Consider the following 22,441-nt stretch of genomic DNA (forward strand, 5'->3'; position numbering starts at 1 on the left):
TAATGTTTTCACTGCCTGCTTATCCATCCCCTGATTATCTCACACTCGCCGGGCTTGCCTGTGGCGCGGTGCTGCTCGATTTCTGGCTTGGCGAACCCAGGCGCTGGCACCCATTAGTCGGTTTTGGCTGGTTAGCGTCCAGGCTTGAAAAACGGTTGAATCCTTTATCTAGGCAACCGTTACGCGGCCAATATATCAGTGGTATCGTTGGTGTGCTCCTGCTGGTGTTACCAGTGCTGATTGCGGTGGTATTACTGATGCAAGTCTCCGTCTGGCTCGCGCTCGCATTGCATGTGTATTGCCTGTATTTTGCCATTGGTCAGCGCAGCTTGCGCCAGCATGGGCTGGCTGTTTATCAGGCCTTGCTGGCCGGGCAATTTAAGCAGGCACAGCTTGCCACCTCCTATATGGTCAGCCGCGATGTGGAGGCGATAGAGCCGGTCAGCGCAACCATAGAATCCGTGTTGGAAAATGGCAACGATAGTGTATTCGGCGCCCTGTTCTGGTTTTTTGTCGCGGGCGGCCCGGGCGCGCTGGCTTACCGCCTTGTGAATACGCTGGACGCCATGTGGGGCTATAAAACGCCACGTTATTTTTATTTTGGCTGGGCCGCCGCACGGCTGGATGATGTATTGAATTACATTCCGGCCCGCCTCACAGCCATCACCTATGCACTGCTCGGACACACCCGCCTTGCCTGGCAATCCTGGCGATCACAGGCATCGTTATGGGATAGCCCGAACGCAGGCACGGTCATGTCCGCAGGGGCAGGCGCACTCAACGTGCAGCTGGGCGGGCGCGCCCGCTACCATGGCGAATGGCATGAACGCCCACGCCTGGGCACCCACACACCGCCCACCGCCGAGGATATCCCACGCGCCTTGCAACTGGTGCGCAATGGCATGCTGAGCTGGCTGATGGTGGCGCTATTGATTGGAGGGTTAGCCTATGCTTGAGCACGGCGGCAACCTGCAGCAAGCTGCGCAGCAATACGGCAGACCACTGGCCGACTGGCTGGATCTCTCGACCGGCATCAACCCGCAACATTACCCGATCCCCGCACTGCCAGCCGCATTGTTTCATCGGCTGCCTGCTGCGGCGGACAGTTTGCACGCCATAGCAAAAGCCTATTACGGCGCACCGCATGTGCTCGCCTGTGCGGGCTCACAAGCGGCCCTGCAAGTGTTGCCGCGTTTGCGCGCGCCTTGCCACGTCGCCATGCCGCGCACCATGTATCAGGAACACGCACATGCCTGGCAACAAGCCGGCCACCAACTGCACTTTTTTGAACAGTCCCCAGACGACGTCCTGTTGCAACAATGCGAGGTGTTACTGGTCTGCAACCCCAACAACCCGACCGGCCAGAAGTACGCCGCTGAGACGCTGCTTGCCTGGCATGCCGCATTAGCGCGGCGGGGCGGCTGGCTGGTGGTGGATGAAGCGTTTATGGACAGCACGCCACAACACAGCCTCGCCAGCCAGAGCGGTCAGGCAGGGTTATGGGTGTTGCGTTCACTAGGCAAGTTTTTTGGACTGGCTGGGCTCAGGGTCGGCTTTTTACTGGGGGAGCCTACGGCCCTGGCGCAAGTGGCCGCCCTGCTTGGCCCCTGGACCCTTGTCGGCCCAAGCCAATACCTGGCCGAGTTGGCCCTGGCGGATCGGTCATGGCAGCAACAGATGCGTGCACAGTTGCCTGTGCAATCGGCGAACTTAGCGCAACTGCTGACGCAATATGGACTGCCCCCTTACGGCGGCACGGATTTATTTCAATATGTACAACATCCTGGCGCGCACCAGTTTCACCAGTCTTTGGCCCAACATGGTGTGTGGACGCGTTATTTTGCCGCGCCACAAGCGCTGCGGTTTGGATTGCCCTCTGAGGCCGACTGGCCGCGGTTGGCGCAGGCGCTAAGACCACTTGCCGTTTAACCCATTCACCGCCTGCACAATGGCAGCTAGGTCCCTGGCATGCGACGCCTCACTTGCCTGCAAGCCCTGCCATACACCCTGCTGATTCTCCAGCGGTTGATTCTGGCTCACCTTCCATTTGCCAGTCAGTTGCGTGATCTCTATCGAGATGCCCACGGTCGCCTGCATCATCCGCTCAATATCGTCAGCCGGTGCATCTTCAAGCTGCCACGGCTGTTCAAACTCGGCCTCATGCTGCGCAGTCAGCGCCCGCAAATGCTCGCGCAACCAATCAGCTTCTTCAATCAACCGTAATTGACCTTGCACGTGGACCACCACGTAATTCCAGGTAGGCACCCCTTTTCCGCGCTGCGTTTTGCTGGGGTACCAGGAGGGCGAAATATACGCATGCGGACCATGAAAAACCGCCATCACGGCTTGCGCTGACGCATTCTGTTGCCAGTGTTGCCAAAGCGGATTGGCACGCGCCAAATGCCCGCATAAGCGACCGGCCTGCAAAGACAGCGGCAGGTGGTTCACCTCCAGCCCGGTCGACAACGAGGCAATCAATGTCGCAAAAGGATAGCGATGGATCAATGCCCTCAGGGCTTCCTCACTCGGTGCAGAAAAATGTTTAGGGAGATACATTGGACTCATCCTGCGCCTGATTGGTGACAGGCGACAGCCACAACACCTGCCCCCTGACCATCACAGCCGCCTGTCGCGTTTGGTTGCCAGAGTCGCATCCCAAAGGACGAGTCAGGTTTTGCAGGCATACCGACGGCTGGCTGGGGGATAGCGCTTGTTGGTGAAAGGGATGTGCAGGGATCACACATGCAGCCAGTAGTGTTAGCACCAGCACACTGCTCAGAACCAAAGACATGATGACGCTCCTTCATGAAAGACAGCGTGATCGTAATCGCCAAAACCAGTACACTACATATACAATTTATGCATCAATCTACAAAACTGTACAGGCCCATCTACCATGCCAGTCACACAGCCGCTAATCACCATTAACCCGCTTGAGCCCGTACCGCTGGTTGAGCAAATTGTCAGCGGGATCCAGCAACAGATCGCACAGCGGGTGCTACGCACCGGTGCGCGCCTGCCGTCTATCCGTGATTTTGCCGCGCAACATGGGGTCAGCCGCTTTACCGTGGTCGATGCTTACGACCGCCTGGTCGCGCTGGGCTACCTGCTGTCGCGGCGCGGTTCTGGCTTTTATGTGGCGCCCGTCACCCCCTTGCAAACGGCGGTGACGGACACGTCTTATCTGGAGCGGGCAGATGATGTATTGTGGCTGTTGCATAACACGTTCAGGGATGTGCCAGAGGCGATCCGGCCGGGCTGCGGCTGGCTACCCAAGGATTGGCTGGATCAAAAAGTCATTCAAAAAAGCCTGCATGAATTATCCAGAAAGTCTGGCGGTTTTTTAACCAGTTATGGCGACGTCAGCGGCTATTTACCGCTCAGGCAGTTGCTTGCCCAAAAAATCCTGGGCGAGATCGGTATCCACGCTGAGGCCTCGCAACTGCTCATCACCAACGGCGCTTCGCATGGGCTAGACCTGATCGCCAGACTGATGATCAAAGCGGGCGATGTGGTGCTGGTGGATGATCCCGGCTATTACACCTTATTTGGCCTGCTCAAATCCATGGGCGCCCAGATTGTTGGCGTGCCGCGCGGACTCCATGGTCCCGATATCGCACAGCTGGAGCAGCTGTTGCACATACACAAGCCCAAGCTGTTTTTCACCAACACCGTGCTGCATAACCCGACCGGCACCAGCACCAGCCTGGCGGTGGCACACCAGTTGTTACAGCTGGCAGAAAAATATGGTTTTTATCTGGTGGAAGACGATATTTATGGTGACTTTCACCCACAGACGGCGGTGAGGCTCGCCGCCCTGGACCAACTCAACCGCGTCATCTATGTCAGTAGTTACTCCAAAACAATTTCTGCCAGCCTGCGTGTGGGCTTTATCGCCTGCCAGGCAGAATTGGCGCGCAGACTGCTAGACCTCAAGCTCCTGACAGGGCTGACCAGCTCTGAAATCAACCAGCGCGTGATGTACCAGATCCTGGTGGAGGGCAGGTATCGCAAGCATATGGAGAAAGTACGCAACCGCCTGGCAGTCAAAAGAGGGCAAGTCATTCAGGCGCTGGAGCAATGCGGGCTGACGCTTTACACCGAACCGGCCGGAGGCATGTTCGTCTGGGCAAGCCTGGGCCATGGCAGGCAGGCGGCCGAAATCGCCAGTCGGGCGACCAGACAGAACGTCATGCTGGCCCCTGGCAACTTGTTCAGACCCTATCAGGAGCCTTCATCGTGGTTGCGCTTTAACGTGGCGCATTGCGAGGGCGACAAGGTATTTGAGCTATTAAGCACCGCCTAGCGTTTTAACGGGTTTACAACCCGGCCTTGGGAATCGCGCCTGACACATCCAGGTGGCGATGCTGGCAACGTGACGCTGCTGCCGCTCAGGTTAACAGGCCACCCAAGAGTAGGCGTCGGCGGCCCGCCCCGCCCCATGGAGGCCTTGGCGTTAAGAGCACCCAGGCCGGTCAGGCAACTGGTGCTGTGCCTGATCTTCAATGACCACGCGCCGATTGGGTTGCAAACACAGAATCAGTGGCTCTCCATGTATGCCCTGACAGCTGACTTTGGGATCGGCCTCGCCTTTGCCTACACTTTTCAATCGGCCGGACGCTACGCCGGCCTGCACCAGATAGTCTTTGACCTGATTGGCTCTTTGTTCAGAAAGCCGCTGATTGTATTGTTGCTTGCCGATGCGGTCGCTGTAGCCGGTCACCATCACCAGCTCAAATTCAGGATGCGCGTTTAACTTGCTCACCACGTCATCCAGCAATGGTTTTGCGCCTTCACGCATCTGGGCTTTATCAAAATCAAACAGCTTTTCTGCCGACAGCGTAATTGTTTCAAACTGGGCTTTGCAATCAGGAGGCGTCGCGGCGACCGGGAGAGTCGCAGTTGTTCTGGGCTCAGTTTGTGTGGCTGGTGGCATGGGGCGTGTGACCGGGGCATTGGGTGGCGGCATGTCGTTTGCAGCTAGGATGGCCGGTGACGGTGCGCCAAAACGCCACATGCCGCCGATATTGAACAGATCGTTAGCAATGGTGCCTGAGGTATCCACGCTGGTACCCGATGCATGGGCATCAGACTTTGACCATTGACGTCGCCAATCCACCTGTACGCCAAAGCGATCGCTGATAATCCATTGCGCGCCCAGACCGGCATTGCCCATCCAGGAGGTGCGCATTTCGTGATGCAGTCCAGGCAGATTGCTGTAATCCACATTATTACGTGCGACGCCACCGCCTATCAGTAAAAATGACCGTAGCGCCTGACGGCTGAACAGATATAACACGTCAGCACCCAGGGTGATTTGTTTGTAATGCCCGCCGACGCCGGCGATGCCGGTATCTTCAGCCACGCGATTGTAAGTAAAACCGCCTTGCACATCCCAGTCAGACGAGAGCTCCTTGCCCAGCTTGATAAAAAAGCCGCCGCCATGCTGTTTGGCATCCAGCTGGTCATCGGTGCGCAGGCTGCTGGCACCCGGTAACACATACCAGTCGCCCTGATACATCTGCCCGGCATGTACCATGCCGATGTTCAGGGATAGCAAGGTGGCTACAGCGATAGTTTTAAGCGGAACATTCATGACAGCAGGATGCATACGATGCCTTAAGTAAGTAAAAATGGGTTGCATGAACCAGTGCGCAAGCCTGGCCACGCGACATGTTGCCAGTCAATTAAATCAGTCCGGTCAACAGCAAGATGAGCAACACCAGCAATATCACCCCCAGCCCGCCGCTGGGCAGATAGCCCCAGTTCTGGCTATGCGGCCAGCGCGGCAAAGCACCAATCAGCATCAATATAAAAACAAGGATCAAAATCTGTATCATGGTCATGGTCTTCTCCGTAGGCAGCGTCAGCAAGTGCGCTTATTGGTTCGTGATGTTGTCACGCAAGGCATCAATCTGGTCATGCGTGAGCGTGCACTCTGCCGCTGTATGGTTTCGAGTGATTTTCAATATGAACCCGGCGCATCTCCGCGCCTGCGTTTTGTCTCTGTTAAAAAACTACTGTATTTTCAATTGATTATCGACTTTGCTCACCTCGGGCATCGCTTGCGCAATCTCCACGGCCTTATCGCGGCTGGCCAGCGAAGTGACCACCCCATTCAGAGTAACGACCCCGTTGAGGGTGCTGACCGCGATATCCATGCTGGCAATACTGGACTCGGCCAGAAACGCAGCTTTAACCTTAGTGGTAATAGCCGTATCAGAGAGCGCTTCCTTTGCGGCATCCGTCTTGTTTTCCAGTGGGTCTTGGGCCTGGCCCAGACGCTGCTCGGCACTTTCGACGGCCTGGTCTATCTCCTTACCCACATCCTGTGCGTTCTTGGGGTCATTGCAGGCGGTCACGGCAAGACCACACAGCCCGGCGATAAAAATATGCCTGATTGCTAAACGATTCATTCCCTGCTCCTCAATTTGTTAACCGCAGCCAGGTGACGATTGCATCACGCCTGCCCGGCCATGCTGAAAACACAAGCTGCGTGTTGATTGCTGCCATTATTGGAATGAATGCACCCGGGGTCTGTGCGTTAGCGCGCTTAGCGGGCAGCCACCGGAATCATGGTCAGCCACTGCATCTACAGCTAGCGCACAGACCGGGTGTTGATGCGGAGATAAGCTCTTTGTCTACACTTACTCAACCCTGACTCAAGAGGTCTCAACATGAATACGACGAATCACAAAAGCAACAAGCTGCTGGTTGCCATACTGTTTATATTGCTGACAGGATGCAGTGGCATGACCACACGAGATAAAAGTACAGCGATTGGCGCTGGCGTGGGCGGTGTGGCAGGTGCAGTGCTGACGGGGGGAGGTGCACTGGGTACGGTGGGTGGGGCAGCCGTTGGCGGCATCATTGGCAACCAGATTGGCAAAGACAAAAAATAAGCGGCTACGCATGCCTCAGCGTCCTCGGACGCTGTCGCCACTCACAAAAAAACATCCCCCGCGGCGGATACCAACAGGAGATGCAAGACGAAGCGTTACTATCCTTTAGTTGGCCGATGCCGAGCTTTTCCAATCCTTCATGGCTTGCTCGCCAGAGCGATCTACCTGAATCTGATTGTTTTCTGTTGAAACGACCCAGCTCAGCGGGATAAAGTGGTGCTGGCCGCTTTTATCCTTCATTAATTTAATCGTTTGCTCACCTTCCATATGGTCGACCTTGGCAAACTCATTGTTTTGCGAACAGACCACCGACATATCCGGCTTGATGTCACTTGCTTTGACTGTATTCATTGTTCTCCATTCCACTTGTACCAAGTGTTTGCGTTTAGGGCCTTAGAGTGTTGCAGCCTTTTTAAGCCCCGACTGTACGCTAGCCCACGCTTGATTCGGCATTGATTGAGTTGGAGTAGGAATCTGAATTAAAACCAATTGGACTTACCACGGCAACAGCTCTGAATTATCTTTATAATGCCAATCGACTTAGGATCAAGACACTCTCAAATGTATTTCACCAGGAACAAACATGACAAGTGCACAACAACGCGCAGAACTACAACGCCCAATCGGGCAAACTGCCAACGATGTTAGAGCCTCAGTCGATGGCTGGGATTTTAAGCAGCATGAGTTTGGCACTTTGTTTTATCGTTTTATTAGCGAAATTTCGCAGATTATATTGAGGGTAGAGACAAGAACGTTGACTATGCAATGCTGCCTGATGATGTGATTACTCCTAAAATTAAGGACGATTCGGTTAAAACTAAAGGCTACTTATTTACCCAAGCCAATTGTTTGTTACCATCCAAACAGAGCATTTTCAGCGGATGATTTAGTTAAAATTCTAATACCAGCTCCATTTCAAGAAGAGCAAGCTCGCATCGTTGATATTTTAGATAAATTCGATGCCCTAACCAACTTCCTCACCTAAGGCTTGCCGCGTGAAATTGAATTGCGCCAAAAGCAATACGATTATTACAGTGAGTTGCTTTTGAGCTTTAATAAAATTGATGCAGAATGATTAGTTGCAATATAAATTGATTGCTCACACAAAAAGGTAGTGCTTATGCAAATTGAATCTATTGAAATCAAAAATTACCGATTATTTCGGGATGCCAAGCTAACCAACATCCCCCGCTTGTGTGTGCTTGTGGGGGCGAATGGCACTGGTAAATCTACGCTTTTTGATATCTTTTCATTTCTTAAAGACTCACTATCGATGAATGTGGGCAAAGCCGTTGCAAAAAGAGGTGGCTATAAAGAGTTGGCAAGTCGTGGATTTGTGCATGAGCCGATTGAGATTACGATGCAGTTTCGCATGGAAATTACGGGTTATGATCGTTTGGTGACCTATGTGTTAAAGATTGAACCTGACCCAACTGGCCGAGCTGTCGTGGCGCGTGAGGTGTTACGTTACAAACGTGGCGCGAATGGTAAGCCATATCATTTTTTAGACTTTACTTACGGTAAAGGCTATTCAATTGTGAATGAGGAGGACTTTTCTAAACCTGACGAGGAATTAAAGCGAGAAGAGCAGGAGTTGGATTCACCTGATATTTTGGCAATTAAAGGTTTGGGGCAATTTGAGCGGTTTAAAGCGGCCAGTGCTTTTCGTTTGATGATTGAGAATTGGCATATATCAGATTTTCATGTGTCGGAAGCACGGCCTAGCCAAGAAGAGGGGTTTGCTGAGCACCTTTCAACACGGGGTGAAAATTTGGCGGTCGTCTCAAATTATATGTTCGAGCATCACCGAGATAAGTTTAACAATGTATTAAAGTCTATGCAGACTCGCGTGCCTGGGGTGTCAGTTGTAGAGCCTAAACAAACAGAGGATGGCCGTTTGGTGTTGCGCTTTCAGGATGGGAGTTTTAAAGACCCATTCATCGCACGTCATGTATCTGACGGCACGATTAAGATGTTTGCGTATTTGATATTGTTAAACGACCCCAAACCTTTTCCGTTACTGGCGGTTGAAGAGCCTGAAAATCAGTTATACCCTGAATTGTTACCTGAGTTGGCAGAGGAGTTTAGAGCTTATGCGAGTCGAGGTGGGCAGGTTTTTATTTCCTCACACTCACCTGACTTTTTAAATGCGCTCACATTAGATGAGATTTATTGTTTGCGTAAGGAGCTGGGCTATACAAAAGTAACATGTGCAAATGACTCCGAAAATTTAAGAGCGTTATTTGATGCGGGTGACTTGCCAGGCTACCTTTGGAAACAAGGTTTATTTGAAGGACTCAATTAATGCAAGGGAGGGTTGTCTTTTTATTGGAAGAGCCTTCTATGAAAAATATGCTGGAAGGTTTTTTGCCAAGGTTGTTTCCTGGCTGGATTGAGCACCAACATTTTCTGTGCGTACCGCATCAAGGTAAAAGTGATTTAGATTTAAGTATTCCTCGTAAGTTGAAGGCTTGGAAATATCCAAATGATAGATTCGTTATCTTGCGTGATAACGACAATGCGGATTGCCTTTCGCTTAAAGCTAGATTTTTAGGGATTTGTGCAGATAGTGGTCGTCCAGATACGCTTATTAGGCTGGTTTGCCAAGAGCTTGAGGGTTGGTATTTAGGTGATTTGAATGCGTTAGCAACAGCTTTTAACAATCCAAAAATCAACAATCAAAGAAATCTAAAACGTTTTTCTGCGCCAGATGAATGGCAAAAACCTTCTGTTGAAGTCGCCCGTTTGATACCAGAGTTTCAAAAAGGTAGTGGTGCTCGTTTAATGGGAAATTGTTTGGGTTTTGGGAGTTCTAATACTTCGATTAGCTTTCAGGTGTTTATTGCTGGGTTACAAAAACTTGTCGCTGAAATGAGGGATGGTCACCGATAGACTGGGATGACGTTGTGTTTGAATTGGACTTGCTGAAGTCGCAAGAGATTAATCTGGACTACATCCTTGAGTTAATCTTTGAACAAAATAAAAAGACTAAAGACAAAGTCTCTTTGGTGGAAGAAGCGAGACGAGTGATTCGTGCCAGCATAGGGAATCGCGCAAAAAAAGTTTGATTGTGGATTTATTAATCAAACCAACCTGAATGCGCTGCTGGACAAGCGCCAGCACCATAGAAGCATTTTCGCATTTGCAAGAGTTGAGCAGGAGCGAGAGGCGAGACATTCAAAGCATCAGAAAACTTAAATACAGAAGCTGCTAAACGCTAATAAGCCCCTCATTAAGGCGAGTGTATGCGAGTGAAAACGGCACTGAACTCAATGCGGCATTACCAAAAATGAGCCATTTGAACCCCCAACATTTGACTAAAAAACAAAGCGTATTGCAAAAAATATCGGCATTTGTTGAAAAGTTTAAAGGTGTGGGCGGGCAAATTGAAGCGGCATCCATCGCTCGTTTTGATGATCACACCATCAGCACTAACGATTCACAAACGTAATTTTGGGAATTTCCCCGAAAAACTCCATGCGGGTCAAACTGGCGTAATCGATATGCAACCGGAACAGGCCTTTGAGTTGCATATTCAGCACATGGGCAATCAGCGCGCGTATCATGCCGCCGTGGGTGACCACCAGCACATGTTCACCGGCATGGCGGGCTTGTATCTCTTGCAAAAAGTCCACACCGCGCGCCTGTAACTGGGCAAAGGTTTCGCCTTGTGGCGGCGAAAGTTCGGCATAGTTTTTGGCCCAGACATCAAATCGCTCACGCGGAATATCGTTCCAGGCCTGCATCTCCCATTCGCCAAAGTGCAGCTCCTTGAGGCGTGCGTCGGCCTGAATGTCTCCGGCATGCCCCAGGCCGTGGGCCAGACCCAGTGCGAGTTTGTGACAGCGCTGCAAAGGGCTGGTATAGAGGGCGTGGAAAGCATCAGCTTGCAGCTTTTGCTGCACGCTGGCCAACTCGTGATGAAAGTTGGCCGAGACATCGACATCGCTTTGTCCGTAACAGATGCCTTCAGCGATTTGTAAACTGGTGTGTCTCACCAAGGTCAATTTCATGCCAAGCGCTCCCAGGCCAGCAGGCCCAAATAAAAAGCGACTTCAGTCAGTTGCTGTGTCGCACCCAGCGTATCGCCGGTATACCCTTGAATCTGTCGTAACATCGTTTGCCGCCACATCTGCCAGACCACGAGCACAGGCAAGCTGGTGATCAGTAAAAAATATCCGGCAGCCATCAATGACTGATTGATGCCCAGCATCAGGGCGAAGCCCAGCCAGCACAGCATGCCGAAGACGCTGGCGCACAACACGTCCTGCCGGGTCAGCGTAGTGGCTAGCGGTTTGGCCTTGCCCGCAGTGCGCACATAGTTGGCCGTCGCCATCACATACACCGCCGCCAGTCGGCTCAGGGCATGGCTGGCAATCAGGGCAAACGGCAAGATAGCGGGCGCAAGCGCAGACAAAGCCTCAAACTTGAACAGCAAGATGCCCACCAGCGCAATGGCGCCGTAGCTGCCAAGGCGAGAGTCATGCATGATCTCCAGCTTGCGCTCGCGCGTCATGCCTCCGCCCAAGCCGTCCGCACTGTCGGCCAGGCCATCTTCATGAAAGGCGCCTGTGGCAAGGATGGTGGCAGCCATGCTGCACAACACGGCCAATGCCGGGTTGAACAGCCCATGCGCCAGCCACCAGACCATGGCGGCCAATAAGCCCACCAACAGGCCGACCAACGGGAAATAGCGGGCCGCCTGATTCAGATCACTTTCTTTAAAGTCAGGCAGTGCTGGCACCGGGATACGCGTAAAAAACCCCACGGCCAGCAAAAAGGAACGCCATTGCGATTTCACTGCACTTGCTCGCTGACGCCAGCACTCTCAAAGCTGGCCATTTCGGTGAGAAAGGCAACCGCAGACTGCAGCAAGGGATAAGCCAGTACGGCGCCGGTGCCTTCGCCCAGACGCAAGGACAAATCCAGCAAGGGCTGCGCCTTGAGGTGTGCCAGCATGATGCCATGGCCACTTTCGTCAGAGCAATGTGCAAAAACGCAATAGTCGACCACCTGCGGATAAAGCTTGGCGGCCACCAGCAAGGCCGAGGTGGCAATAAAACCATCAATAAGCAAGGTGACACGGGCTTCGGCAGCGGCAAGCAATGCCCCAACCATCATGGCGACTTCAAAGCCGCCAAAAACGGCCAATGCATGCAGAGGATCGCTGGCAGGCACATGATGCGCTTGCAAGGCGGAAGTGAGCACCGCCAGTTTGTGCTGCAACCCTTTGTCGCTGACACCGGTGCCACGCCCCACACATTGATGCATGGGCAAGCCACACAGCACACTCATGAGGCAACTGGCGCTGGAGGTATTGCCGATGCCCATCTCGCCCAGTGCCAGCACATTACAGCCCTGGGTAATGGCATCCCTGGCAATTTGCGAGCCGCGGTAAATCGCCTGTGCGCATTGCTCGGCCGTCATCGCCGGCTGATGCAGAAAACTGGCGGTGCCCATGCCCACCTTGGCATCAATCAACTTGGGGTGCGGCGCGAATACGGCATTGACGCCGCTATCCACCACATGCAGCTCAAACCCATGCTGGCGCGCAAACACATTGATGGCGGCGCCGCCATTTAAAAAGTTAAACACCATTTGCGCCGTCACCGCTTGCGGATAAGGGCTGACGCCTTCGGCGACGATGCCATGATCACCTGCAAACACCAGCATGGTGGGTTGCTGCAACACCGGATGTACGGTTTGCTGGATCAGCCCCAGTTGCATGGCCAGGGCTTCCAGCCGCCCAAGGGCGCCTAAGGGTTTGGTTTTTTGGTTGATCTGCTGGGCCAGCGCGGCTTGCAAGGTCTGGTCTTCGATGGGGGTGATTTGAAATGTTTGCATATTGTTATTTTACCGGGCAAAAAGGTCAGTCTGGCAGAATTGTTAAACGCTTTGGCGTCTACATCACTGCCTGAATAAAAAAGCCCCGCAACTGCGGGGCAAATGGCTAAGGAAGCAACACGTGAATCAACCCATTTTAACGGGAACATAGAGTTTGCTGTCGCCACGCATGACCAGTAGCGCTACATTCTTGCTGTTTTGCGTTAGTTTATCCTGCAACTGGCTGACGCTTTTCACCTGATCGCCATTGACGGCCAGAATGACGTCACCTGGCTGGATGCCGGCATTGGCGGCAGGACCTTTGCCCACCTCTTCCACCAGCAAGCCCTGCTTAAGTTGCGTCTGCGCCAGCTCTTGCGAAGTGAGCGGGCGCACACTCACCCCTAATCTGGCTTGCTTGCTATCCATGCTGGCAGCAGGGTCTGCCTGCGCAGTTTGCATTTCATCAATACGCACAGTCAGTTTCTTCAGCTGTTTGTTGCGCCAGACTTCAACGCTGACCGTACTGCCCGGCTTGATACTGCCCACCATGGGCGGCAAATCGCTGGAGCGGTCTATGCTCTGACCATTAAACTTCAAGATCACATCGCCAGGTTCTAGGCCTGCTTTATCCGCAGGGCCATTTTTCTCGACATTGCTGACCAGGGCGCCGTTGGGGGCCTGCAAGCCAAATGAAGAAGCCAAATCCTGGTTAATGGCTTGCACGCCAATGCCCAGACGGCCACGGCTGACTTTACCTTTTTCGAGCAACTGCTGCTCAATGCCCATGGCCACATCAATCGGGATCGCAAATGACAGGCCCTGATAGCCACCGCTACGGCTGTAAATTTGCGAGTTAATGCCAATGACTTCGCCATTCAAGTTGAAGAGCGGCCCGCCAGAGTTACCGGGGTTAATAGCCACGTCAGTCTGCAGGAAAGGCACATAGCCCTCGTCTGGCAAGGCGCGGGATTTGGCCGAGATAATGCCTGCCGTCACCGTGTTGTCAAAGCCGAAGGGCGAGCCTATTGCCACGACCCAGTCCCCCACATTGCTGCTTTTGGTACTGCCAATACGGACGGTAGGCAAATCTTTGGCATCAATTTTCAGCACCGCCACATCGGTCAGCTTGTCCACGCCGACCACCTTGGCTTGGAACTCACGCTTGTCAGACAGTTTGACGGTCACCACATCAGCTTTATCCACCACGTGGGCATTGGTCAGGATCACGCCATCAGACTTGACGATAAAGCCTGAACCCAGGCCATTCATCGGCGTTTCGGTTTGTGGCATATTGGGCTGAAACCGGCGGAATAACTCAAACATGGGGTCACTAGGATCCATGCCCGGAATCCCGGCGGTTTTCACGGTGCCACTGACGCTGATATTGACCACGGCAGCGCCCTGGGTAGAAGCGATACTGGCAAAGTTAGGCAGCGTGATATAAGCACTTGGCGCGGTCATGGTTTTGGCCGACACCGGCGCAGTCGCCTGCGCATGATTCACCAGCGTGTAGCCTTTCATCCAGTAGCCAGCACCAAACAGTGCTGCCACGGCCAACGGCACAGACACCCAATGCGTCAATTTTGATTGTAAGAACGATTGCATCACAGTTTCCTTTCTTCTGCATCAATCAAGTTGTGTCCTTTCTTGCAGGACCATTCAGCGCTTATGAGCTTTAAAACAGGGCCTAAGTTTCCGAATTTTTGTAACCGAATTGTATCGGGAGAAATTCCCGCTCATCGTCACACCAACATCACCCCCTAAAAAGGGTCCGTGTTACACTGCGGTCTTTGCTTTTTTGAATTGGAATGGCAAACCTCGCCCGTTTTTTAAAGCCCTATTGGCCGCGGCGCATGACCGGGTCGTTGCGCGACTACGCAAGGGCGGCGCTGGGCGCGGGTCTGGGGATTTTGCTCACTGGCGGGATGGCCGGCCTGGTCATCGCAGAAGCGCCAGCTCCAGACTGGCATACTGCTGTTTTCCTGATTGCGCCCATGGGGGCCTCCGCCGTCATTTTGTTTTGTTTGCCATCCAGCCCGCTGGCACAACCGTGGGCCTTGCTGGCAGGCAATACTCTGGCCGCCTTAAGCGGGGTATTGTTTGCACAATGGTTGCCAGATTTTCCGGTCGCCGCCGCAGCGCTTGCCATGCTGTCGGCGATTGCGTTGATGTTTGCCTTTCGTTGCCTGCATCCGCCTAGCGGCGCGGTGGCCCTGACTGCCGTGTTGGGCGGCGAATCAATCTGGCAACTCGGCTTTGGCTTTATCTGGTGGCCGGTGCTGGCAAACAGCCTGTTACTGGTACTCACAGCCTGGATTTACCATCGTCTGACCGGCTATCGATACCCGGTGGCGGATCATGACCATGCCGCAGCGACGCCCACGCATATGCGCTACCAGTTTGGATTCACGCCTGAAGATTTGCAGCAGGCACTGGGGCAGTCTCACGAAGTGCTGGACATTCACCCCTCGCAATTACAACACCTGCTTGAGCAAACCGAATTGATTGCCTACCACCGTAAACTGGAAGCGATTACCTGCGAACAGATCATGCGGCCAGTGGAGACCACCTTTGAATATGGCGACCCTCTGGAAGCCGCCTGGCACACCATGCTGGCGCAGACCGAGCCTGCGGTGCCTGTAGTAAACAAGGCAAAACTGGTGATAGGGATATTGAGCCTGTCAGACTTTGTGCGGCATGCCCAGGCGAGCAGTTATCGCGAAGTGGGGCCTGCCCTGCAGCGACTGATCCGCTGGTCGCCCACCACGCATAGCGACAAAGCGGAAGTTGTCGGCCAAATCATGACCACGCCAGCCATCACCATCCAGGCCCAGATGCATCTCATGCATACCATTCCGCTCATGACCAGCCATCACTTGCAACTGTTGCCCGTGGTGGATGCCTCAAACAAACTGGTCGGCCTGCTGACACAAACCGACGTGATCCGCGCACTTTACCGCTAGGGCTTGCCCGCCTGTTTACGCGCCGGTTTTTCCAATTGCTGATACGGCACGATCACTTCGCGTGAGGCAAGCACAATCTCGCGCAAGAAACACAGCAGTCCCAATATCAGTGACGCCATCGAGATAATAAACGACACCATCACCAGGTGCGGCAAGCGCAAGCCGGTTTCCACCGAAATAAACATGCTGGCGATGGAGACACAAATACACAAGGCGGCAAACGTGGCCAGGCCAATCGCCCGGCGTAGCCATTTGGTGCGCCTGACAATAATCTTGAGCTCATCCTTGAACCGCTCACGCTTCTCCTCCGGCGTATCGGTTAAAAACCTGGCACGGTCAATCGAGCGGCCCAGGCGGCCAATTAACACGCCGAGAATCGAGCCGATGCCAGTGAGCAAAAACACGGGCGCCACCGCATCACGGATCGCTTCCGACACACTGTGGATTTCTATCATGGTATTAATCATGCGCTGGCGAACTCAGGAAAAAGGAAGGCCTATTTTGACATGAAAAACACCAGACACGCGTGCACCATTTTAGCCAACTGCGCACCAACACAAGGCATGCGCGCAAAGCAGGTGGCGTTTATTTGACCAATCACCAGCGAAATCATGTCCCTCAGGTTTTAATATTTAAATAAAAGCATTTTTCTTGCCATTGTTTTGCAATTCGACCCCGCTAAATGGGAACCATTCTTGCTATAAATAGGCGGAATTAATTGCAATCATGGAAGAACACTAGAAATATATGCACCCACAACCTTTGACTGAAGAGCTCGCCAGCCATTTTAAAAAGGTCAACGATTTCCGTTCACACATCTACCAGCTACAAAATGCCTGGGACAGTCTTGCGCTGATGGCGCAACTGTCTGGCACAGGCTCAGAAATGGAAGAAACACGCACGGCATTCAACAAAATCTCGAATGCCGTGTTACGCCACCTGTCAGAAGAAACCTTGCACAAAACGGCGGCACAGCTGACATCCAAGGCATTTGAGGTCATTAACCTGCTGATCCGCAACCTGTTTGAACGCACGGCGGATATCGGCTTTTTTGCCACCGACGATGATGTCAGGGGCTACCTTGAAAAACATGCGGCAGGCGCAGTCACGGCGCATGAGCAATCGCGTATCACGCACCGTTTTCAGGAATATCAAAAGAAATATACCGTCTACGAAAATATTGCCCTTTTTGACATGGCGGGCAACTTGCTGCATCAGCTGGATGCCTCCCAGCAGACGCTGGTAGACCAACACGCAATTTTCAAGCTGGCAGCACAATCCAGCGCGCCGTATGTCGAGTATTTTTATGAAACGGAAATCAACGGCAAACCTTACCAATCCCTGATGTATGCGCATGAAGTGCGCAGCAGTGATGGCCTGCGGCCTTTAGGCGTCCTCTGCTTGTGCTTCAAGTTTGTGAACGAACTGCAAACCATTTTTCAAAACCTGATTTCTGGCTCGGACTGGACCATAGGCATCCTGCTAGATGAGCATCGTCACGTGATTGCGTCTAGCGATCCGCACCAAATCCCCATCGGCATCACCCTCTGTGCAGACACGGACAAGGACTGGTTTGTGGCGCGATTTGCGGGCCGTGAATACCTGTGTGTAACCAAGCAGGCCGAGAATTATCAAGGCTACTCAGGGCCAGGCTGGCTGGGACAAGCCATGATTCCGCTTGAGTATGCATTCAACCAGAGCATGCAGGGCATGATCAGCAATATTGATGCGGAAATCTTGCGCAAGGTGATGCGCAGCCCGCTGATTTTTTCTGAAAGCCTGCTGAATATTCCAAAACAGGCGGCCAACATTCAGAGCAAGCTGAACCAGTCGGTGTGGAACGGCAATATCTGGCAGAGCAACTACGTCAACACCCAGCAAAAGAACTTCTCCAAAAGCCTGCTCTCGGAGATCAGCAATACCGGACATAAAACCCAGCAAATTATTGAGGGCATGGTCTCTGAGCTGTATCAGACCGTGGTCTCGGTGATGCTCGAAAACTCCAGTTTTTATGCGCAGCTGGCGGTCGAGATCATGGACCGCAACCTGTACGAGCGAGCGAATGACGTCCGTTGGTGGGCACTCACACACATCTTCAGAGAATGCCTGGGTAACGCCCAGCTCTCTGCGCAGGATAAAAGCCAGATCAGCTCAATTCTGCGCTACATCAATGGCTTGTATACTGTTTATGACAACCTGATCGTCTTTGACCGGCAAGGCACGGTGATTGCAGTGTCCAACCCACGTTACAATGAGTTGATCGACAGTCAGCTCACCGAAGAATGGGTAGGCCGCACACGCAGCTGTACTTCCAGTCAGGACTATGTGGTGTCGCAGTTTGAACCGACGCCCTTGTACAACCATCAGGCAACCTATATTTACGCAGCGCCGATCCGGCATTTGGATGGCAACAGTATTGTCGGTGGCATAGGCATTGTGTTTGACAGCAAGCCGCAATTCCAGGCCATGCTCCGTGATGTGATTCCACGCGACAAAACCGATACCCCTGTCAGCGGCAGCTTTACGCTGTTTGTCAACGAACAGCTCAAGGTGATCTCCAGCACGCATGCAGACTTTGCCACCGGCGATGACTTTGCGTTGATGCCGGAAATCAGCAATCTCAATGAAGGCCAGCGACTGTTTGATATTGCCATTTACCATCACACCTACTATGCGGTAGGGGTGCACGCGGCGTATGGTTATCGTGAATTCAAGGGGGCAGAAGACAACTACCGGAATAAAGTCTTTGCCTTGATCTTTACCCCGCTTGGCAATGTCAACGAAATCAACCAGCGCATCACGGCAGAGTCGCAGGTCATCCACAACAAATTTAACCCCAACCTGTTCCTGCAAAATGCTGAAGACAGCCAGGAGTATGCAACCTTTTATGTCGGCAATAGCTGGCTAGGCATAGAGGCCCGCTTTGTACGTGAAGCGATTGACGAAGTGCAGTTACGCACGCTGCCAGAGTCGGCGCCCTTTATTGCGGGCATGCACCCCTATGGCGATCAGGTCATTCCCATTATTGACCTGGCGCGCATGCTGGGTCACGCACAGTACTTTACCGATTACCGGCAGATTGTGGTGATTGAAGACAAGGCAGCCGCCCTCAAATTCGGGGTGTTTGTCTCGGCACTGGGCGAGATTCCTTACCTTGCCCCCAACCAGATCCAGCCCATGAATACTTTTTTCAAGGGGATTAGCAACAACCCCGGCATTGCTATTGCCAATCTCGCCCAGCAAAGCATGCTGACAATGATCAATGCCCAAAGCCTGTGGGAAAAAGTCACTATCGGCCAGCAAAAGCAAACTGAACAGGCAATGCTGTAATGCGTGGCCAGATCAACTGGGACATGATGCAAACACAAATCGTCGATGCCTTAATGACCTCACAGCAGCAACGGCTGCTGGATACGCTACTGGATAATCTGGATGGCATGATTTACCGCTGTCTGTATGATGATCAGTGGACCATGATTTATGTCAGCAAAGGCTGTGAGTCGCTGACCGGCTATGCTCCGCAAGACTTGATCCTGAACAAGGTCAAGTCCTACGAACGGATCACGCACACTGAAGACCGTGCACAGGCGCGCAAAATCATTCATGAAGCGGTCAGTCGCAAACAAAGGTTTGCACTTGAATACCGCATTGTGCGTGCCGATGGCGAAATCAGCTGGGTGGCCGAACGCGGCAGTGGCGTCTTTGATCCCGAGGGCAAACCCGTCGCCCTTGAAGGCATTATTCAGGACATCACTGAACGCAAACGCATTGAGCAGGCGCTCTACAGCACCGAGCAAAAATACCGCTCCATGTTCGAGAACTCGACGCTAGGCATGTTCCAGACCACAGAATCTGGCACCTACCTGAATGCCAATCTGGCGCTGGCCAAGCTCTATGGCTATGCCTCGCCGGCGGAGCTGATCAGCGACCTCAACAATATCAGCACGCAACTGTATGTAGAAGACAGCCGCCGTCACGACTTTACCGAAGCCATCCGCCTGCAGGGGCGTGTGCAGAATTTTGAGTCGCAAGTCTACCGGCTGAATGGCGAAACCATCTGGATCTCGGAAAACGCGCATGCCGTCTATGATGCACAAGGCAGTATTCTCTACTACGAGGGCACGGTCGAAGACATCACCGACCGTAAAAACTATGAGTTGCAAATCCGCCAACTGGCGGTGACAGACAACCTGACCGGCTTGTTAAACCGCCATGCCTTCAGTGGCAAACTGGCCAGCCTGATTGCAGAAGCCGACAAGTTTCACTACAAAATCGCGATTGCCTTTATTGACCTCGACCATTTCAAACTCATTAACGACACGCTGGGCCACCGTGCCGGTGACAAGCTGCTGGAAAACGTCGCGCAACGGCTGATTCAGAGTACACGCCCGACGGATGCCATTGTGCGGTTTGGCGGCGATGAGTTTGTCATGCTCTACCCCGGCATGCGCTCGGCAGAAGATGCCGAACCCTTGCTGTCACGCGTGATGGAAGCCATTTCGCAACCGATTGCCATTGGCGACTATGTGTTTAACATGACTTGTAGCGTTGGCGTCAGCATCTATCCGGATCATGCCCAAGACATTGATACCTTGCTGACGTGCGCCGACTCTGCACTGTATAGCGCCAAAAACGCTGGTAAAAACAAGGTGCAAATGTTTAGCGGCACACTGGCGCAGCAACTGGGCGAACGTAACGAAATTGAATATGGCCTCGGACATGCCCTGCAACGGCAAGAACTCATGCTGTATTACCAGCCGCAAATCAACATGCAGCACGGCAATATCAGCGCGCTGGAAGCCCTGATCCGCTGGCAACATCCGGAGCGCGGGCTGATTCCGCCTGACCAGTTTATTCCGGTGGCTGAAGAAACCGGCCATATTTTTGCCATCGGTGAGTGGGTCTTGCAGACTGCCTGCAAGAAAATCAAAGCCATGCAAACCGAATGGGGCTATCTGGTGCCGATTGCGGTCAACGTCTCGCCTATCCAGTTTTTGCGCGGCAACCTGGTGGAGACGGTGCAACGGGTCTTACGGCAGGAACGCGTCCCGCCTCACTTGATTACGCTGGAAGTGACCGAAAATGCGCGTTTTAAAGATGAGGCGATGTTTACGCGGACGCTGGAGCAGCTCAAACGCCTGGGGGTGTGTATTGCCATTGATGACTTTGGCATTGGCTACTCCAACATGGCCTATCTGAAAAACTATCCGATTGACGAGCTCAAGATCGACAAGGCATTTGTGGAAGACCTGGAACAAAGCGTGACCAATGGCAATATTCTGCTGGCGCTGATCAATCTGGGTAAAAGCTTGCATAAATCGGTCACGGCAGAAGGCATAGAAACCGAGTATCAGCACCGCTTTTTATTGCACAGCGGCTGCGATGTCGGCCAGGGCTATTACTACAGCAAGCCCTTGTCGGATGAAGCGCTGGCAGAGTTCATGCGCGAGCAACGGCCCAAGTTTGACCATTTGCAGGTGAGCCGCTAGGCGGCCACCTGCAAGGTCTAGTTCGCAACCAACTACGCGTTGCTGCGTTCGATTTCAGGCAGCGCTTCGTGTTTAATGGCGGCTTCAAATGCGGTCAACCGTTTGTAAACCGACAGCAGCTCGACAATGGTGGTCCAGGAGTTGACCAGATATTGAAACGAGTTACTCACTTGTGAGAACGCCGTCAGAATCTGCTGCAAAATACCAAATGTGATTTTACCCGCCGCAATGGTAGGCACCAGAATCAAGTAGGCAAAGATATTATCCGCCTGCAAATACAGGCTGCGCGCCACATTGAAATACATGTAGTGAAAATACAAGCGGAAGTAGTTTTTACGCACATCCAGAAACAAGGCTTTTAGCGTCTCGGGTTGCGCGCGGGCCGGATCATCTTCGCCATACACCAGCTCTTTACGATACGCCGCTTCTACCCGCTGGTTTCTGAATTCCAGGCCTGGCAACTTAATCCCGACCGCAGCCAACAAAAAGGTACCGAACACAGACCAGGCAATTGCCGCCGTGAACAACGGCGCAGGCACCGCCCCAAACACGGGCAGCTCACTCACATACGCAGACAAGCTCCACAACACCGGCAAAAACGCAAACAAGGTCATCACCGCCTCCACCATAGACACGCCCAGGCCTTCCATGATGGTCGCAAAGCGCATGGTGTCTTCCTGTACACGCTGCGATGCCCCTTCAATGTTGCGCACCTGCGGCCACTGGTGGGTATAAAAATCGTTCATCGCCGTACGCCAGCGGAAAATATAGTGGCTGACAAAAAAGCGAGTCAGGACATAAATAAAAATCGCCACGAACGCGATTTCGGCAAACTGCAACATGAGGATATACAACTGCGCGGTCGTGACCTTGGAGTTGGGCGAAAGCGCCGCTTGTACCGCATCAAAGAAAGGCCGGCGCCAGTTATTGAGCGCTACCGATACCTGCACAGAATAATAGGTCGAGAACAAAATAAAGGCGCTACCGACAATCGACCACCACTGCCAGCGGCTAGGTTTAAGCTTGAACCACATCAGCGCAAAAATCGCGACGCTCACCAGGTAATACAGATAAAACAGCTTGAACGGATCAGTGACAAAATGTCCGAGTCCGATCACCGGCTCCTTCTCTACCATGGATAAACCCAATGCCGTACCAATGGCAGAGGAATACTCGAACCATACGCCGCAACAGACCATTGCCCACAGAATGACAGACGGCCAGAACCAGCGGGAGTCGGGAAAAAAGGATTTGAACATAG

Annotated in this window: 23 protein-coding genes; 11 read left to right on the forward strand and 12 right to left on the reverse strand. The window is 52.9% G+C overall.

The window, feature by feature from the left end; genetic code table 11:
* The first annotated feature begins 2 nt into the window (after window positions 1–2).
* Both cbiB and cobD read left to right on the forward strand, forming a co-directional pair.
* The gene (gene cbiB, locus ACT53C_RS02100; RefSeq protein WP_476144594.1) at window positions 3–956 is read left to right on the forward strand and encodes an adenosylcobinamide-phosphate synthase CbiB; all 954 of its coding nucleotides are present in this window, start codon (window positions 3–5) and stop codon (window positions 954–956) included.
* Window positions 949–1,929 (forward strand): threonine-phosphate decarboxylase CobD, encoded by a 981-nt coding sequence (gene cobD, locus ACT53C_RS02105; protein WP_476144595.1) that lies wholly within the window; start codon window positions 949–951, stop codon window positions 1,927–1,929. The genes cbiB and cobD overlap by 8 nt, the downstream gene beginning before the upstream one ends.
* Here cobD and ACT53C_RS02110 read toward each other — a convergent pair.
* On the reverse strand, window positions 1,909–2,556 hold the full coding sequence (locus ACT53C_RS02110; RefSeq protein WP_476144596.1) for an FMN-binding negative transcriptional regulator: 648 nt from the start codon (window positions 2,554–2,556) through the stop codon (window positions 1,909–1,911). The genes cobD and ACT53C_RS02110 overlap by 21 nt on opposite strands.
* Complete coding sequence (locus tag ACT53C_RS02115; RefSeq protein WP_476144597.1) at window positions 2,543–2,791, reverse strand: hypothetical protein; 249 nt, start codon at window positions 2,789–2,791, stop codon at window positions 2,543–2,545. The genes ACT53C_RS02110 and ACT53C_RS02115 overlap by 14 nt, the downstream gene beginning before the upstream one ends.
* 105 nt (window positions 2,792–2,896) lie before the next feature.
* Between ACT53C_RS02115 and ACT53C_RS02120 the strand changes: the two genes are divergently transcribed.
* A complete protein-coding gene (locus ACT53C_RS02120) occupies window positions 2,897–4,306 on the forward strand; it encodes an aminotransferase-like domain-containing protein (protein WP_476144598.1) in 1,410 nt (469 codons plus the stop codon).
* Between the two features lie 150 nt (window positions 4,307–4,456).
* Here ACT53C_RS02120 and ACT53C_RS02125 read toward each other — a convergent pair whose 3' ends face one another.
* From ACT53C_RS02125 to ACT53C_RS02135, 3 genes are all read right to left on the reverse strand, one after another.
* The gene (locus ACT53C_RS02125; protein ID WP_476144599.1) at window positions 4,457–5,611 is read right to left on the reverse strand and encodes an OmpA family protein; all 1,155 of its coding nucleotides are present in this window, start codon (window positions 5,609–5,611) and stop codon (window positions 4,457–4,459) included.
* 76 nt (window positions 5,612–5,687) lie between these two features.
* On the reverse strand, window positions 5,688–5,846 hold the full coding sequence (locus tag ACT53C_RS02130; protein ID WP_476144600.1) for a DUF3309 family protein: 159 nt from the start codon (window positions 5,844–5,846) through the stop codon (window positions 5,688–5,690).
* A gap of 171 nt (window positions 5,847–6,017) precedes the next feature.
* A complete protein-coding gene (locus ACT53C_RS02135; RefSeq protein WP_476144601.1) occupies window positions 6,018–6,416 on the reverse strand; it encodes a BON domain-containing protein in 399 nt (132 codons plus the stop codon).
* Between the two features lie 261 nt (window positions 6,417–6,677).
* On the opposite strand from ACT53C_RS02135, the gene ACT53C_RS02140 reads away from it, so the two are divergent.
* Window positions 6,678–6,902, forward strand: a complete 225-nt coding sequence (locus ACT53C_RS02140) for a glycine zipper 2TM domain-containing protein (RefSeq protein WP_476144602.1) — start codon at window positions 6,678–6,680, stop codon at window positions 6,900–6,902.
* Window positions 6,903–7,007: 105 nt separating this feature from the next.
* Here ACT53C_RS02140 and ACT53C_RS02145 read toward each other — a convergent pair whose 3' ends face one another.
* Complete coding sequence (locus ACT53C_RS02145; RefSeq protein ID WP_194748856.1) at window positions 7,008–7,253, reverse strand: DUF2171 domain-containing protein; 246 nt, start codon at window positions 7,251–7,253, stop codon at window positions 7,008–7,010.
* 769 nt (window positions 7,254–8,022) lie between these two features.
* Between ACT53C_RS02145 and ACT53C_RS02150 the strand changes: the two genes are divergently transcribed.
* From ACT53C_RS02150 to ACT53C_RS02165, 4 genes are all read left to right on the forward strand, one after another.
* The gene (locus ACT53C_RS02150) at window positions 8,023–9,207 is read left to right on the forward strand and encodes an AAA family ATPase (protein ID WP_476144603.1); all 1,185 of its coding nucleotides are present in this window, start codon (window positions 8,023–8,025) and stop codon (window positions 9,205–9,207) included.
* Between the two features lie 38 nt (window positions 9,208–9,245).
* Complete coding sequence (locus ACT53C_RS02155; protein ID WP_476144604.1) at window positions 9,246–9,794, forward strand: DUF4276 family protein; 549 nt, start codon at window positions 9,246–9,248, stop codon at window positions 9,792–9,794.
* A 14-nt stretch (window positions 9,795–9,808) separates the two neighbouring features.
* On the forward strand, window positions 9,809–9,970 hold the full coding sequence (locus ACT53C_RS02160; RefSeq protein WP_476144606.1) for a type I restriction endonuclease subunit R, EcoR124 family: 162 nt from the start codon (window positions 9,809–9,811) through the stop codon (window positions 9,968–9,970).
* A gap of 173 nt (window positions 9,971–10,143) precedes the next feature.
* On the forward strand, window positions 10,144–10,353 hold the full coding sequence (locus ACT53C_RS02165; RefSeq protein WP_476144607.1) for a hypothetical protein: 210 nt from the start codon (window positions 10,144–10,146) through the stop codon (window positions 10,351–10,353).
* Here ACT53C_RS02165 and cobC read toward each other — a convergent pair.
* From cobC to ACT53C_RS02185, 4 genes are all read right to left on the reverse strand, one after another.
* Window positions 10,334–10,915, reverse strand: a complete 582-nt coding sequence (gene cobC / locus ACT53C_RS02170) for an alpha-ribazole phosphatase (protein ID WP_476144608.1) — start codon at window positions 10,913–10,915, stop codon at window positions 10,334–10,336. The genes ACT53C_RS02165 and cobC overlap by 20 nt on opposite strands.
* Window positions 10,912–11,703, reverse strand: coding sequence for an adenosylcobinamide-GDP ribazoletransferase (locus tag ACT53C_RS02175; RefSeq protein ID WP_275357763.1), 792 nt, complete (start codon window positions 11,701–11,703; stop codon window positions 10,912–10,914). Before ACT53C_RS02175 ends, cobC begins: the two co-directional genes overlap by 4 nt.
* Window positions 11,700–12,746 (reverse strand): nicotinate-nucleotide--dimethylbenzimidazole phosphoribosyltransferase, encoded by a 1,047-nt coding sequence (gene cobT, locus ACT53C_RS02180; RefSeq protein WP_476144609.1) that lies wholly within the window; start codon window positions 12,744–12,746, stop codon window positions 11,700–11,702. The genes ACT53C_RS02175 and cobT overlap by 4 nt, the downstream gene beginning before the upstream one ends.
* A gap of 126 nt (window positions 12,747–12,872) precedes the next feature.
* Complete coding sequence (locus tag ACT53C_RS02185) at window positions 12,873–14,333, reverse strand: DegQ family serine endoprotease (RefSeq protein ID WP_476144610.1); 1,461 nt, start codon at window positions 14,331–14,333, stop codon at window positions 12,873–12,875.
* A 248-nt stretch (window positions 14,334–14,581) separates the two neighbouring features.
* Between ACT53C_RS02185 and ACT53C_RS02190 the strand changes: the two genes are divergently transcribed.
* On the forward strand, window positions 14,582–15,691 hold the full coding sequence (locus tag ACT53C_RS02190) for an HPP family protein (RefSeq protein WP_476144611.1): 1,110 nt from the start codon (window positions 14,582–14,584) through the stop codon (window positions 15,689–15,691).
* On the opposite strand, the gene ACT53C_RS02195 is transcribed toward ACT53C_RS02190, so the two are convergent.
* The gene (locus ACT53C_RS02195) at window positions 15,688–16,146 is read right to left on the reverse strand and encodes a DUF2721 domain-containing protein (protein WP_338655570.1); all 459 of its coding nucleotides are present in this window, start codon (window positions 16,144–16,146) and stop codon (window positions 15,688–15,690) included. The genes ACT53C_RS02190 and ACT53C_RS02195 overlap by 4 nt on opposite strands.
* A 292-nt stretch (window positions 16,147–16,438) precedes the next feature.
* Here ACT53C_RS02195 and ACT53C_RS02200 point away from each other — a divergent pair, with 292 nt between their 5' ends.
* Together ACT53C_RS02200 and ACT53C_RS02205 are read left to right on the forward strand one after the other, a co-directional pair.
* Window positions 16,439–19,021, forward strand: coding sequence for a chemotaxis protein CheW (locus tag ACT53C_RS02200; protein WP_476144612.1), 2,583 nt, complete (start codon window positions 16,439–16,441; stop codon window positions 19,019–19,021).
* On the forward strand, window positions 19,021–21,180 hold the full coding sequence (locus ACT53C_RS02205; RefSeq protein WP_476144614.1) for a sensor domain-containing protein: 2,160 nt from the start codon (window positions 19,021–19,023) through the stop codon (window positions 21,178–21,180). Before ACT53C_RS02200 ends, ACT53C_RS02205 begins: the two co-directional genes overlap by 1 nt.
* A gap of 32 nt (window positions 21,181–21,212) precedes the next feature.
* On the opposite strand, the gene sbmA is transcribed toward ACT53C_RS02205, so the two are convergent.
* Complete coding sequence (sbmA, locus tag ACT53C_RS02210; protein WP_313985177.1) at window positions 21,213–22,439, reverse strand: peptide antibiotic transporter SbmA; 1,227 nt, start codon at window positions 22,437–22,439, stop codon at window positions 21,213–21,215.
* Window positions 22,440–22,441 lie beyond the last annotated feature (2 nt).

The sequence above is a fragment of the Methylophilus sp. DMC14 genome (assembly GCF_056314085.1).

What these genes read in the sequence shown, in the direction of transcription:
- ACT53C_RS02150 (WP_476144603.1), top strand. Translation starts at nt 8,023, where the DNA reads ATGCAAATTGAATCTATTGAAATCAAAAATTACCGATTATTTCGGGAT.
- ACT53C_RS02145 (WP_194748856.1), bottom strand. Translation starts at nt 7,253, where the DNA reads ATGAATACAGTCAAAGCAAGTGACATCAAGCCGGATATGTCGGTGGTC.
- ACT53C_RS02140 (WP_476144602.1), top strand. Translation starts at nt 6,678, where the DNA reads ATGAATACGACGAATCACAAAAGCAACAAGCTGCTGGTTGCCATACTG.
- cobD (WP_476144595.1), top strand. Translation starts at nt 949, where the DNA reads ATGCTTGAGCACGGCGGCAACCTGCAGCAAGCTGCGCAGCAATACGGC.
- cbiB (WP_476144594.1), top strand. Translation starts at nt 3, where the DNA reads ATGTTTTCACTGCCTGCTTATCCATCCCCTGATTATCTCACACTCGCC.
- ACT53C_RS02130 (WP_476144600.1), bottom strand. Translation starts at nt 5,846, where the DNA reads ATGACCATGATACAGATTTTGATCCTTGTTTTTATATTGATGCTGATT.
- ACT53C_RS02120 (WP_476144598.1), top strand. Translation starts at nt 2,897, where the DNA reads ATGCCAGTCACACAGCCGCTAATCACCATTAACCCGCTTGAGCCCGTA.
- ACT53C_RS02190 (WP_476144611.1), top strand. Translation starts at nt 14,582, where the DNA reads ATGACCGGGTCGTTGCGCGACTACGCAAGGGCGGCGCTGGGCGCGGGT.
- ACT53C_RS02205 (WP_476144614.1), top strand. Translation starts at nt 19,021, where the DNA reads ATGCGTGGCCAGATCAACTGGGACATGATGCAAACACAAATCGTCGAT.
- ACT53C_RS02195 (WP_338655570.1), bottom strand. Translation starts at nt 16,146, where the DNA reads ATGATAGAAATCCACAGTGTGTCGGAAGCGATCCGTGATGCGGTGGCG.
- ACT53C_RS02155 (WP_476144604.1), top strand. Translation starts at nt 9,246, where the DNA reads ATGAAAAATATGCTGGAAGGTTTTTTGCCAAGGTTGTTTCCTGGCTGG.
- sbmA (WP_313985177.1), bottom strand. Translation starts at nt 22,439, where the DNA reads ATGTTCAAATCCTTTTTTCCCGACTCCCGCTGGTTCTGGCCGTCTGTC.
- ACT53C_RS02135 (WP_476144601.1), bottom strand. Translation starts at nt 6,416, where the DNA reads ATGAATCGTTTAGCAATCAGGCATATTTTTATCGCCGGGCTGTGTGGT.
- cobT (WP_476144609.1), bottom strand. Translation starts at nt 12,746, where the DNA reads ATGCAAACATTTCAAATCACCCCCATCGAAGACCAGACCTTGCAAGCC.
- cobC (WP_476144608.1), bottom strand. Translation starts at nt 10,915, where the DNA reads ATGAAATTGACCTTGGTGAGACACACCAGTTTACAAATCGCTGAAGGC.
- ACT53C_RS02185 (WP_476144610.1), bottom strand. Translation starts at nt 14,333, where the DNA reads ATGCAATCGTTCTTACAATCAAAATTGACGCATTGGGTGTCTGTGCCG.
- ACT53C_RS02200 (WP_476144612.1), top strand. Translation starts at nt 16,439, where the DNA reads ATGCACCCACAACCTTTGACTGAAGAGCTCGCCAGCCATTTTAAAAAG.
- ACT53C_RS02115 (WP_476144597.1), bottom strand. Translation starts at nt 2,791, where the DNA reads ATGTCTTTGGTTCTGAGCAGTGTGCTGGTGCTAACACTACTGGCTGCA.
- ACT53C_RS02110 (WP_476144596.1), bottom strand. Translation starts at nt 2,556, where the DNA reads ATGTATCTCCCTAAACATTTTTCTGCACCGAGTGAGGAAGCCCTGAGG.
- ACT53C_RS02125 (WP_476144599.1), bottom strand. Translation starts at nt 5,611, where the DNA reads ATGCATCCTGCTGTCATGAATGTTCCGCTTAAAACTATCGCTGTAGCC.